The organism is Nocardioides piscis (genome assembly GCF_011300215.1).
GTDB lineage: Bacteria > Actinomycetota > Actinomycetes > Propionibacteriales > Nocardioidaceae > Nocardioides > Nocardioides piscis.
Map to the genome: position 1 here is coordinate 1,536,417 of NZ_CP049866.1, position 12,501 is coordinate 1,548,917.

A 12,501-nucleotide genomic window follows, 5' to 3' on the forward strand; every position below is an offset into this window, starting at 1 on the left:
GTGTCCTCGCTGCTGTCCTTCACGATCCTGGGCATCTTCACCGGCGCCGCCTACGCGATCGCGGCGTCGGGTCTTGTCCTGACCTACACGACCACCCGGGTCTTCAACATCGCCCACGGGGCCTTCGGGATGGTCATGTCCTACGTCTACTGGGACTTCAGCCAGCGCCAGGGACTTCCCGTCTGGCTCAGCCTGCTCCTGGTCCTGCTGGTCGTGGCCCCGCTGACCGGCTATGCCGTGCAGCGCTACGTCACCCGCAACCTCGGCGACGCCCCGGTCAGCGTCTCGCTCGTCGTGACGGTCGGCCTGTTCGTCGGCCTGATCGGGCTCGCTCAGCAGATCTGGCCGCCGGCGCCGCGGACGGTCCCCTTCTACTTCCCCGAGGCCGGGATCCAGGTGGGCGACACCTTCATCACCGCCCACTACCTGATCACCATCGTGATGTCCGCGGTCGTCGCGGGTGGCCTCTACTTCCTGCTCAACAAGACCCGCATCGGCACCGCCATGCGGGCGGCCGTGGACAACCCCGCCCTCCTGCGCTACTTCGGCGGCAAGCCCGACCAGGTCGCTGCCCTCTCCTGGGCGATCGGCATCTCCCTGGGAGCGCTCGCCGGGATCCTGCTGACGCCGGTCGTCGGCCTCGACTACTTCAACCTCACGCTGCTCGTCATCAACGCCTATGCCGCGGCGATGCTGGGCAAGCTCAAGAGCCTGCCGCTGACCTTCGTCGGGGCCATGGTGCTGGGCATCCTCCAGTCCTACGCCGTGGCCTACCTCCCCTCCGAGGGGTTCCTCTCCAGCATCCGCGCCGTGGTGCCGGCGCTCTTCCTCTTCGCGGTGATCATCGCCATGCCCCAGGCCCAGCTGCGGATCGGGCAGGTCAAGGGCATCGTCTCCGCGCCGATCCCCACCACCCGCGCGATGGTCGGCTGGGGTGGGGGCCTGGTCCTCGCCACGGCGGTCCTCGCGCTGCTGATGAGCACGTCCAACCTGCTGCTGGTGGGCACCGCGGCGACATACGCGATCGTGATGCTCTCGCTCGTCCTCCTGACCGGCTATGGCGGGCACGTGTCGCTGGCGCAGTTCACGTTCGCCGGGGTGGGGGCGCTGGCCTATGCCAAGCTCGAGCAGCCCAACCTCGTGGGCCTCGTGCTCGCTGCGGCCATCGCGGCCGTCGTCGGTGCCTTGGTCGCCCTTCCCGTCATCCGGTTGACCGGTCTCTATCTCGCGCTCTCGACCCTGGCCTTCGGGGTGCTGATGGACAAGATGGTCTTCCAGTCCGACCTGGCCTTCGGGTATGGCGGTGTCCTGACCGCCGAGCGGATGTCGATCCTCGGGGTCCGGCTCGACTCGACCGGGGCCTACGTCGTGGTCATGGTCGTCTTCTTCGTGCTCGCCGGGATCGGGCTGCTGATGCTGCGCCGCGGCAGCCTGGGGCGGCTGCTGATCGCCATGCGCGACAGCCCCGCTGCCTGCGGCACCCTCGGGCTCGACCTGCGGTGGTTCAGGGTCGCCCTGTTCGGTCTCTCCGCCGGGCTGGCCGGCCTCGCCGGCGCCCTGTTCGCCGGCCTGCGGGGCACCGTCGGCGCCACCGACTTCCAGCTCTATGCCAGCCTGCCGCTGCTGCTGATGGCCGTGGTCGCCGGTGTCACCTCCGTGTCGGGAGCAGCCCTGGGCGGGACGGCGCTGATGATGCTGCCGGTCCTGCAGAGCTACTACCCGGGTCTCGCCGGGCTGATGTTCGCCATCATCGGTTTCGGCGCCGTGGCACTGGGGCGCGACCCCAACGGCCTGGCCAACCTCGCCTTCAAGGCAGGTCACTGGTTGAAGCCGCGGATCATGGCGTTGGCGCCCGACCTGCCGGAGCTCCCCGGACGTCAGTCCGCGAAGGGCGCCGAGCCCGAGCGCGCCGCCCGCGACGAGATGGGGGAGGTGCCGGCCCATGCCGCTCCTTGAGGTCCAGCGCGCAGTCGTCCAGTTCGGCGGGGTGACAGCCGTCAACGACGCCAGCTTCACCGCCGAGCGCGGCGAGATCACCGGTCTGATCGGGCCGAACGGCGCGGGCAAGACCACCACCTTCAACGTCATCACCGGCCTGCAACGCCCGACGCGCGGAGACGTCTTCTTCGAGCGCCGCAAGGTCACCTCGCTCCCGGTGCACCGTCGTGCCCGGCGCGGCATGGCGCGGACGTTCCAGCGGCTGGAGGCGTTCGGCTCGCTGACGGTCCGCGACAACGTGCGGGTCGCGCTCGACATACATCGCGGGCTGCGTGGCGTCTTCACCGCGTCCGGGGCCGACATCGACGCGCTGCTCGCACGGGTCGGCATCAGCGCCTATGCCGCCGAGCGGGCCGACTCCGTCCCCACCGGCACCGCCCGGCTGCTCGAGCTGGCGCGCTGCCTGGCCGGTGACCCCAAGCTGCTCCTGCTCGACGAACCCTCCTCCGGGCTGGACGACGCCGAGACCGACGCGTTCGGCGACCTCCTCAAGGAGCTGGCGGCCGAACGCCGGGGGATCGTGATGGTCGAGCACGACATGGACCTGGTGATGGCCGTGTGCGACCAGGTCCACGTCCTCGACTTCGGCTCGGTGATCGCCTCGGGGACGCCCGGCGCGATCAGGTCCGACCCGGCGGTGCAGAAGGCCTACCTCGGCTACAGCGACGTCGAGGACGCCGGCGACCACACCCAGGAGCTCGAACCGGTGCCCGGAGGTGTCGCATGAGCGTGCCCATCCTCGAGGTCGTCGACCTCCATGCCGCCTACGGTCGGATCGAGGTGCTGCGAGGCGTCGACCTCAGCGTGCCGAAGGGCGCCGTGATGGCCCTGCTCGGACCCAACGGCGCCGGCAAGAGCACCCTGATCCAGGTCATCAGCGGCCAGAAGAAGCCGACCTCGGGCGACATCCACCTCGCTGGAGTTCACGTGCAGCGGCAGGCCCCCGAGGCGCTGGCGCGGGTCGGGCTCTGCACCGTCCCGGAGGGACGCTCGGTGTTCCCCAACCTCACCGTCGAGGAGAACCTTCGCCTGATGTCGTATGCCGGTGTGCCGGCCGCCGCCGTCCTCGACACCGCCTTCGGCTACTTCCCCAAGCTGCACCAGCGGCGGGGCCAGCTCGCCGGCACCCTCTCCGGCGGTGAGCAGCAGATGCTGGCGATGTCGCGGGCCCTGGCCTCCGACCCCGCGCTCCTCCTGCTCGACGAGCTGTCGATGGGGCTCGCGCCCCTGATCGTGGAGGAGCTCTACGACACCGTGGCCCAGATCGCTGCCAGCGGTGTCTCCATCTTGTGCATCGAGCAGTTCGCCCGCACTGCCCTGCGGGTCTCCGACTACGCCGCTGTCATGTCGGGCGGTCGCATCGTCGCCTCCGGTGAGCCCGCCGAGGTCCTCAACACCATGTCCGACGTCATCTTGGGAGGTGCCGCATGAGGCGCACACTGATTCCGCTCGTGTCCGCTGCAGCGATCGGCAGCATGCTGCCGCTCCTGGTCGGCCCGACCGCAGACGCCGAGGGCCCCGCCGCGTTCGCCGGCTATGACGCGCGTGCGTGGGCCGCTCCGGTGAAGATCGAGATCTATGAGCCGACGATCCCACTGCCGGCCACCCCCCAGGCCGAGGCGTCCCTGGGCTACACGACGGTCGAGGCCAACTCCGGGCTCGCCTCGGGTCGAGGCAGCTGGGTGTGGCCCGGCGACCCCGTGGGCGAGGGCGCCAAGACGATCCTCGAGCAGGCAGGCTTCCCGGCGCAGCTCGCGGAGAGGGGCTATCCGGTCCAGGTCAACTCCAGCCACCCGGGCAAGCCGTCGCAGGCCAGCGACGAGTCCGTGCCCGGCTCGATCATGCGCACAGGCTCATCGGCCGAGCGCACCTATGCCCAGGTCGGCTTCTCCCCGGACGCAAAGCCGACCGAGGCCGAGCCCTCGTCGGAGCCGGAGGACGACGAGCCCGCGGGGGGAGGGCTGGGCCTCCCGGCCCTGCCGCCCCTGCCGGTGCTGGGCGGCGGCTCCTCCGACGGATCGTCCAGCGAGGCGTTGACCGCGCTGACCGACTTCGGCTCGGCCATCAACGGCGAGGACCCCACTGACTCCGAGGAGGAGGCCGAGGGGGCTCCAGAGGGTGCGCCCGGTCTGCCGCCCGAGCTGGCTGCGCTCGTCGACCTCAGCGGCTACACCTCCCAGTCGATCGCCAACACCGGTGCCGACCGGGTCTCGACGGTGGCGACGTCGGCCCTCGGTGACGTCTCCCTGGCCGACGGGCTCGTCGTCCTGGAGGGCATCTCGGCCAGGATGAGGGCGACCAGCGACGGAGCGGAGTCGACGGTCGACGGCGTCGCCAGGATCGGCGGCATCAGCATCGCCGGCACCCCGTTCGAGCTGGGCTCGGACGGGCTCGTCGCCGCAGACGACACCGAGCCGGTCCCGGGTCTGCCCGAGGACCCGGTCAAGGCCCTGGCGCAGCTCGGCATCACGGTGGTCGAGCCCCGGGAGGACCTCACGACGAAGGCCCTGCGGGCCAGTGGGTCCGCGAGCGCCATACGACTCGAGTGGGACCTCACGGTGCTCCGGGCCCAGCTCAAGGACCTGCCGCTCAACGATCTAGTCGGCGCCATCCCCGCCGAGGCTGCCGAGCTCAAGAGCCTGGTCGGTGCGGCCGTCAACCTCTCGCCGCGCATCGTCCTGACGTTCGGCAACGTCTCCGCGCGCGCCGAGACCATCAAGGCCCCGGCGATGCCTGCGCTCTCAGGCAGCGAACCGACGGGGGAGAAGCCTGCCGCGACCGCATCCGGCGGCGAGGGTGCCGCGAGTGCGGGCGGTGCAGGCACCACGGGCGCCGGGACGCCCGGCACCAGCGCGACCACGGGCTCTGCCGCCGCCCCGGCCGGTGACACGGCCTCGTCGGCCAGTGGCGAGCTGACCGACACGGCGCTGACGGCCGGTCTCCCCGCGCTCAACACCATCCCCGGCGCGCTCACCATGGGCGGCGTGCTGGCGGCCATCGCCGCCGGGACCTGGCTGCGGCGCATCGGACTGCTCGCCCTCGGCACCGCCAGCACATGCAGCGCCGGTCTCGACGCCGGCCTTCCCGACCTTCGCAGAGCCTGACCAGGAGAGACCATGACCACCACCACGACCACGATGCTTCCCCGGGCGGCCGCCCGGACATCCGGCAGCGGGGCTGCGCCCCTGCGAGACAACCACTACCGATTGCTCCAGGTGGTGCTCTTCTGGGCCGGCGCGGTGTTGCTGCCGCTCGGGCTGGTCGTCATCGTCCTGGGTTGGTACGGCGCCGCCAACACCCCCTACCAGTACGACCAGCTCTCCTACCTCGTCTCGGGCGGCCTGCTCGGTCTGGGGCTCACCTTCTGTGGCGGCTTCCTCTACTTCGGGGCGTGGCTGGCCCGGATCGCCTCGGACCAGAAGGAGGCCTCCAAGCGGCTGGCCGACACCCTGCTGGTGCTGGCCGACGTGACCTCGCGGTCGGCGACGACCCGTGACGACGGGGTGGACGTCTCGGCCCTGCCGGTCACGGCGGGCGACGGCACGACGATGCACCGGCGCGACTGCGCCCTGATCTCGCATCGCGAGGACCTGCACCCGGTGGGGGAGCACAACACCCACCTCACGGCCTGTCGGGTCTGCAAGCCCTAGACCAAACCTTCCGGCCTCCGCGCGCGTCATCATGGTGAGACCTCCCTCCCACCCCGACGTGTCCCCAGGAGACCACCATGAACTGGCGCCCCTTGCTCGCAGCGCTGCTGCTGCTGCCGCTCGGCTCCACCTCGCTGCTCCCGCTCACCGCTTCGGCCTCCGCCGGGCGGGATCGCCCGGCGGCGCAGGCGGAGCGGATCGACTATCCGGGGAGCGGGATCGTCATCGCCCGCCAGAGCGGTGACCAGCGACGGCTGACGGGGACTCCGCGCAGCCTGAAGCGCTTCGTCGCGAGGCGTCTCGAGGTCTTGTACGCCGACGCCGGCAGCCGTCCCCGCTGCGCCACCTCGCCGACGGTCGTCGTCGATCGCTACGACTCGCGGGGCTTCGTCAAGGCCGGCGAGGGTTGGTACGAGCCCTGCCCGGGTGGTGGCTACAGCGTGATCTACAAGCGGTCCGGGTCGAAGTGGCGAGCCGTCCTGGGCAGCCAGGACGTGCGGTTCTGCCAGGACCTCGCGTGGTGGGGAGTGCCCGTCTTCATCGGCGGGCGCCAGTGCCTGAGCGAGGACCTGGACGTGGTGCGCTACCGGCCGGGTGCCGACACCGTCAGCCCCGAGGCCACGGCGCGGCGCGTGATCGCGGTGGCGACCTGGCTCCCGATCGTCCCGCGGGCCCGCGTCGTGACCAGGGCTGCCCTGGCCCAGCTCGAGTCGCTGATCGGCCGGCGCACCTACCTTGCTCCGGAGGAGTGCGCACCTGAGGGGTGCGTCGTCACGGCCACCGAGCCGGGCGGACGCGAGTCGCGGCTGATGCTGCGGATGCAGCCGATCGGCGACGACCTGGTGGTGACCGAGGTCGAGGCCCTCCCCTAGTCCTCGGTGGCGATGATCTCGGTCGGCCTGCGGGTCAGCTCGTTGGCGATGTAGTCGCGCGCGGTCTCGAAGATGTCGACCTCGCTGCCGGCTCGCTCGGAGAGATACCACCGGTGGACGAGGATCTCGTGGAACACCTCGGCCGGCTCGAGCTTGCCGCGCGCGTCGGGCGGGATCATCGCCACGATCGGCTCGTAGACCTCGGTCATCCACTTCGCCGCCACGAGGTGACGGTCCTCGCCACCGAGGTCGAAGTGGGCGGTGAACGCGGCGAGGTCGTTGAGCAGACGACGTGCCTGGTTGTCCTCGACGTCCATGCCCGTCAGTGACTGGAGCTCGCGCCGGTGGTGGCCCAGCTCGACGACCTTGGGGCGGATCCGCACGATGTCGCCGTCGAAGTCGGTGACGATGTCCAGCTCGTCGACGTCGAACCCGAGGTCGTTGAGCCGCTCGATGCGTCGCTCGATCCGCCACAGGTCGCCCGCGCTGAACTCCTCCTCGTCGGTGAGCTCGGCCCACAACGCGGCGTACTGCTCGCGCAGCCTGGTCACGATCGCGTGCCCGTCGACCTCCGTGCCGACTGCGCCGGAGGCCTGGAGGTCCATCAGCTCGGCGAAGATGTTCTCGCAGCCGACCGTGAGGTCGTGCTCGCGCATGCCCGTCGACACGTGGTCGTTGAGCTCGCCGGTCTCCGCGTCCACGAGGTAGGCCGCGAAGCTGCCGGCACTGCGGCGGAAGAGCACGTTGGACAGCGACACGTCACCCCAGAAGAACCCGGCGAGGTGCAGGCGCACCAGCAGGACGACGATGGCGTCGATGAGGCTGGGCAGGTTGTCGGCCGTCATGCCGTGGGAGAACAGGCTGCGGTAGGGCAGTGAGAACTTGAGGTGCTCGGTCAGCAGCGCTGCCGGCAGCTCCTCGCCGTCGTGCGTCCGACCGGTGACGACCCCCTGGGGGACGACGGACGGGAGCTTCTCCCGCTGGAGGTCGCGAAGCAGGCGATATTCGCGGAAGGCGATCTCCTCCTGCGTCTCCTTCACGGCATAGGTGCGGTCCTTGAGGCGCACGATCCGCACCACGTGGCGGGACAGGCCGCGGGGCAGGGGGACCACGAAGTCGTCGCTCCAGTCCGCCAGGGGCAGGGACCAGGGCAGGGTGAGGATCGCCGGGTCCGGCCGGCTCGCGACGATGCGCATGCCCATGCCTGGTGAACCTACTCCTCATCCCTCGTGGGTGTTGCGCCCGCTTGGCGGTGCGCGAGCCAGGTGTCGAAGCTGGTCCGTCTAGGATTGCCGGGCTGCTTGCAGCACGCCGCGTTAGCTCAGGGGTAGAGCACCAATCTTGTAAATTGGGTTGCGAGAGTTCGAATCTCTCACGCGGCTCGGTGTCGGTGCTCCGTCGTAGCTTCACCAGATGACCTGTCTCGGGTGTGGGATCGAGCTGACCAAGCGTCACCAGAAGCGCTTCTGCAGCAATCGTTGCCAGCGCGCCAAGGAAAGGGCCGAGAACACCGCCCGGTGGCTCGAGACCGGGGTGGGAGTGCCCGGAACCGGTCTGGGTCACTTCATCAGGGCCTACCTCCTCGAGGCCCAACGAGGGCTGTGCGCCATCTGCAGCCGCGCCGCCTCCTGGAACGGCCTCCCCCTGAACCTGGTGTGCGATCACATCGACGGCGACTCCACCAACAACCATCGAGACAACCTGCGGCTGATCTGCCCCAACTGTGACTCCCAGCTGCCCACCTTCAAGTCGCGCAATCGAGGGAGAGGGCGAGCATGGCGACGGCAGCGTTATCTCGAGGGCAAGTCGTACTAGGAATCACTCTGCGCGGAGCCTCCGCGATCAGCGGACCTGGACGACCTCGAACTCGCACGCCGGGTCTGCGATCGCGTCCTGGGCGGCGATGAGCCGCAGCTCGCGCTCGCCGGACGCGTGCGTCTGCTCGAGCACGGCGAAGATGGACGACGCCGTCCGGGCAAGCGCTGTCGCAGGCGAGCCCGTCTCGTGCAGGTGAGCGGTGAACAGCGCTGCGGTGACGTCCCCCGAGCCGTTGGCCTTCATCGGCAGGCGGGGCGTCTCCACCAGCCAGGCGCCGTCGCCGTCCACCGCCAGCATCCCGATCGTGCCCTCCGGGTCGGAGCCGCTCAGGACCGAGGTGACCAGCACGGTCGAGGGCCCCATCGCCCGGGCGAGGTCGGCCGAGGCGAGCGTCTCCGCAAGGGACAGCGGGGAGGTGTCGGTGAGGAAGCCGAGCTCGAACTGGTTGGGCGTGATGATGTCGGCGACCGGCACCACGCGCTCGCGGATGATCGGCGGGATGGCGGGGTCGACGAAGCAGCCGGAGGTCGCGTTGCCCATCACGGGGTCGCAGGTGTAGGTCGCGGCCGGGTTGGCTGCCTTGACCTGCTCGACCGCCGAGACGATGACGTCGGCGATCTCGGGTGAGCCCTGGTAGCCCGACAGCACGGCGTCGCACGAACCGAGGACCCCTCGCTCGGCGATCCCCGTGACGACCGCCGCGACGTCGGCCGGCGCGAGGAGCGGGCCGCGCCAGGCGCCATACCCCGTGTGGTTGGAGAAGTGCACGGTGAACACGGGCCAGACCTCGTGGCCCAGCCGCTGGAGGGGGAAGACGGCGGCGGAGTTGCCGACGTGGCCGTAGGCGACCGAGGACTGGATGGACAGGATCTTCACCGGCTCAGGCTAAGCCCGAGGGCCGCGACGCCTTCCCGGCAGAACTAGAACGCGTTACAGTTTCGGCACGCAGCTCCGTGAGTGAAGGTGGATCGTCATGGCCAAGTCCCAGCCGCAGGTCAATGAGGCCGAATACGTCGTCGTGGGGGCGGGCAGTGCCGGGTGCGCTGTCGCGGGTCGGCTCGCGGACGCGGGGCACAGCGTCGTCCTCCTCGAGGCCGGCGGCCCCGACAAGTCGATGATGTTCAAGACCCCGGGCATGATCACGATGATCCACGCCGAGCCGAAGCTGAAGGCGAAGTTCGACTGGGGTTACTACCACGTCCCGCAGCCCAACCTGAACAACCGCAAGGTGCCCGCCACCCGCGGCCGGGTCGTGGGCGGCTCGTCGTCGGTCAACGGGATGATCTTCGTGCGCGGCCACCGCGCCGACTTCGACTCCTGGGCCGACGAGGGCAACAAGGGGTGGGCCTGGGACGACGTCCTGCCGACCTACAAGAAGCTCGAGTCCTGGGAGGGCGGCGCCAGCGACCACCGTGGCGGCAGCGGCCCGGTGAAGGTGCTCGAGAACCACCACATCACCGACGCGGCCAAGATGTTCGTGGCCGCGGGCAAGGCTGCCCTGGGCGTCGAGCAGACCCCCGACTACAACGGCGCCGAGCAGTCGGGCATGCACGTCATCCAGGAGAGCACCGGCGCCGGCGTGCGCTACTCCGCGAGCCGCAGCTACGTCACCGACAACACCTCACCCAGCCTCCACCTCGTCACCCACGCGACCGTCGCCCGCGTGGTCATCGAGGGTGGGCGCGCCACCGGCGTCGAGGTGCTCGAGGGCAGCACCAAGCGCACGATCAAGGCCACCAAGGAGGTCATCGTCAGCGCCGGTGCCTACGGGTCGCCGCAGATCCTCCAGCTCTCCGGCGTGGGCCACTCCGACCACCTCGGGCAGTTCGGGATCACCGTCCATGCCGACCTGCCGGTGGGTGACAACCTCCACGACCACCTCTTCGTGCCGACGTCGTGGCACGTCGACAACAGCCCCCACGTCGGCAACGCGCTCTACTTCGGCAAGGCCATCGTCAAGGAGAAGTTCCAGAAGGGGCGGACCTTCATGGCGCACTCCGTCTTCGAGTCGGGCGCGTTCCTCAGCACCTCGCACGCCACCGACGGACTGCCGGACATGCAGCTGCTCGGTCTGCCGTGGGCCTATCCGGCGCCCAACCAGGACGCCCCCGTCCGCCTCAAGCCCGACCCGCGTCCGTCGTGGTCGGCCTTCTCGACGCTCATCCAGCCCAAGTCCCGCGGGACGGTGCGCCTGGCCAGCGCCGACCCCACTGCGGCCCCGCTGATCGACCCGCAGTTCCTGGCCGAGCCCGACGACCTCGCCGTCCTGGCCGAGGGCCTCGAGATGATCCGCGACATCATGAACCACTCCTCGATCGCCCGCCACGTCAAGACCGAGTACGAGCCCGGTCGGGCCTACTCCGGTGAGCGGCTGACCGACGAGATCCGCAACCGAGCCACCACCGTCTATCACCCGGTGGGCTCCTGCCGCATGGGTGTCGACGAGCGGGCCGTGGTCGACCCCGAGCTCAAGGTGCGCGGCATCGACGGCCTCCGGGTGGCCGACGCCAGCATCATGCCGACGATCATCCGCGGCAACACCAACGCACCCTCGATCATGATCGGCGAGAAGTGCGCCGAGCTCATCCTGAAGGACTGAACCCATGACACTGCAGCGCCCCGCAACCCTGGCCGACGACAACCTGCAACGGCTCGTCTCCCGGGTGCCCTCGACCAGCGGCGGCACCTGGAAGCTCACCGAGGTCTACACCGGCGAGGTGCTGGTGGAGCTGCCCCAGTCCACCCCGGGGGACATCGCCGACGCCTTCGTGCGCTCCCGCGAGGCGCAGGCGCAGTGGTCGCAGTGGCCGTTGAAGAAGCGGCTCAAGGTGTTCAAGAGGTTCCACACCCTGGTCGTCGACGCGCAGGACCAGATCGCCGACCTGATCCAGGCCGAGTCGGGCAAGAACCGACGGATGGCGGTGGAGGAGACCTGCGACATCCCGATGGTCGTCGCCCACTACCTCAAGCGCGCCCCCAAGCTGCTCGCGGACAAGCAGCACGCAGGCCCCATCCCCGTCATCTCCGGCTCGACCGAGATCCGCCAGCCCAAGGGCGTGGTCGGGATCATCGCCCCCTGGAACTTCCCTTTCGCCACCTCGATCTCCGACGCGATCCCGGCGCTGGTCGCAGGCAACGGCGTCGTGATGAAGCCCGACAACAAGACCGCCCTCTCGGGGTTGTACGGCGTCGAGCTGCTCGAGAAGGCCGGGCTGCCGGCCGGCCTCATGCAGGTCGTGTGCGGTGAGGGCCCTGACGTCGGGCCGACCCTGATCGACAACGCCAACTACGTCATGTTCACCGGTTCCACCGCGACCGGTCGTGTGGTGGGCGAGCGGGCGGGGCGCAACCTGATCGGCTGCTGCCTCGAGCTCGGTGGCAAGAACCCGATGATCGTGCTTCCCGACGCCGACCTCGACGACGTGGTGAAGGCCTCGCTGTTTGCTGCCTTCGGCAACACCGGCCAGATCTGCATGCACATCGAGCGGATGTTCATCCACGACTCGCTCTATGACGACTTCCGGCGCCGCTTCGTCGCCGAGACCGAGGCGATGGTGATCGGTGCGTCCTACGACTACACCCCCGAGCTCGGCTCGCTCGTCTCCGTGGACCACATGGAGCGGGTCCGCTCCCACGTCGACGACGCGGTCGCCAAGGGCGCCACGGTGCTCACCGGTGGTCACCCGCTCCCCGACGTCGGTCCGGCGTTCTTCGCCCCGACGATCCTCGAGGGCGTCACGCCCGACATGCTCACCGGCTCCTGCGAGACCTTCGGCCCGGTCGTGGCGCTCCACCGCTACACCGACGTCGACGAGGCGATCCGCCTTGCCAACGACACCGACTACGGCCTCAACGCCTCGGTGTGGGGCACCGACCTCGACGCCGCGATGGCCGTCGCCCGCCGGATCGAGGCCGGCAACGTCAACATCAACGACATCCTCGCCACCGCCTATGCCTCGAAGGGCACGCCCTCGGGCGGTGTCAAGCAGTCAGGTGTCGGCGCCCGGCACGGCGACCAGGGTCTGCTCAAGTACACCGACTGCCAGAACGTCGGGGTGCTGAAGAAGCAGGTGATGGGTCCGCAGCCGGGGCAGGACTACTCGGCATACGCCAAGTCGATGCGCACCTCGCTCAAGATCATGCGCCGACTGCCCTTCTGATCC

Annotated in this window: 11 protein-coding genes and 1 tRNA gene; 10 read left to right on the plus strand and 2 right to left on the minus strand. The window is 69.8% G+C overall.

The window, feature by feature from the left end:
• From G7071_RS07590 to G7071_RS07615, 6 genes are all read left to right on the plus strand, one after another.
• Complete coding sequence (locus tag G7071_RS07590; protein ID WP_166316924.1) at positions 1-1,956, plus strand: branched-chain amino acid ABC transporter permease; 1,956 nt, start codon at positions 1-3, stop codon at positions 1,954-1,956.
• Positions 1,943-2,725 (plus strand): ABC transporter ATP-binding protein, encoded by a 783-nt coding sequence (locus G7071_RS07595; protein WP_166316926.1) that lies wholly within the window; start codon positions 1,943-1,945, stop codon positions 2,723-2,725. The genes G7071_RS07590 and G7071_RS07595 overlap by 14 nt, the downstream gene beginning before the upstream one ends.
• Complete coding sequence (locus tag G7071_RS07600; RefSeq protein ID WP_166316929.1) at positions 2,722-3,429, plus strand: ABC transporter ATP-binding protein; 708 nt, start codon at positions 2,722-2,724, stop codon at positions 3,427-3,429. The genes G7071_RS07595 and G7071_RS07600 overlap by 4 nt, the downstream gene beginning before the upstream one ends.
• Positions 3,426-5,102 carry a choice-of-anchor P family protein gene (locus G7071_RS07605; protein ID WP_166316932.1) on the plus strand — a complete coding sequence of 559 codons (1,677 nt, stop codon included), beginning with the start codon at positions 3,426-3,428 and terminating at the stop codon, positions 5,100-5,102. Before G7071_RS07600 ends, G7071_RS07605 begins: the two co-directional genes overlap by 4 nt.
• Positions 5,103-5,114: 12 nt before the next feature.
• On the plus strand, positions 5,115-5,648 hold the full coding sequence (locus G7071_RS07610; protein ID WP_166316935.1) for a hypothetical protein: 534 nt from the start codon (positions 5,115-5,117) through the stop codon (positions 5,646-5,648).
• 77 nt (positions 5,649-5,725) lie between these two features.
• The gene (locus tag G7071_RS07615; RefSeq protein WP_166316938.1) at positions 5,726-6,520 is read left to right on the plus strand and encodes a hypothetical protein; all 795 of its coding nucleotides are present in this window, start codon (positions 5,726-5,728) and stop codon (positions 6,518-6,520) included.
• On the opposite strand, the gene G7071_RS07620 is transcribed toward G7071_RS07615, so the two are convergent.
• On the minus strand, positions 6,517-7,722 hold the full coding sequence (locus G7071_RS07620; RefSeq protein ID WP_166316941.1) for a DUF4032 domain-containing protein: 1,206 nt from the start codon (positions 7,720-7,722) through the stop codon (positions 6,517-6,519). The two genes, G7071_RS07615 and G7071_RS07620, sit on opposite strands and share 4 nt — an antisense overlap.
• A gap of 108 nt (positions 7,723-7,830) precedes the next feature.
• Here G7071_RS07620 and G7071_RS07625 point away from each other — a divergent pair.
• Together G7071_RS07625 and G7071_RS07630 are read left to right on the plus strand one after the other, a co-directional pair.
• Positions 7,831-7,902 (plus strand) — tRNA-Thr (locus G7071_RS07625).
• Between the two features lie 31 nt (positions 7,903-7,933).
• Positions 7,934-8,335 carry an HNH endonuclease signature motif containing protein gene (locus G7071_RS07630; protein WP_166316944.1) on the plus strand — a complete coding sequence of 134 codons (402 nt, stop codon included), beginning with the start codon at positions 7,934-7,936 and terminating at the stop codon, positions 8,333-8,335.
• Positions 8,336-8,362: 27 nt separating this feature from the next.
• Here the strand turns inward: G7071_RS07630 and pdxY are convergent, their stop codons facing one another.
• On the minus strand, positions 8,363-9,214 hold the full coding sequence (pdxY, locus tag G7071_RS07635; protein ID WP_166316947.1) for a pyridoxal kinase PdxY: 852 nt from the start codon (positions 9,212-9,214) through the stop codon (positions 8,363-8,365).
• A gap of 97 nt (positions 9,215-9,311) precedes the next feature.
• Here pdxY and G7071_RS07640 point away from each other — a divergent pair, with 97 nt between their 5' ends.
• Positions 9,312-10,937, plus strand: coding sequence for a GMC family oxidoreductase (locus G7071_RS07640; RefSeq protein WP_166316950.1), 1,626 nt, complete (start codon positions 9,312-9,314; stop codon positions 10,935-10,937).
• Between the two features lie 4 nt (positions 10,938-10,941).
• A complete protein-coding gene (locus G7071_RS07645; RefSeq protein ID WP_166316953.1) occupies positions 10,942-12,498 on the plus strand; it encodes a succinic semialdehyde dehydrogenase in 1,557 nt (518 codons plus the stop codon).
• The last annotated feature ends 3 nt before the right edge of the window (positions 12,499-12,501 follow it).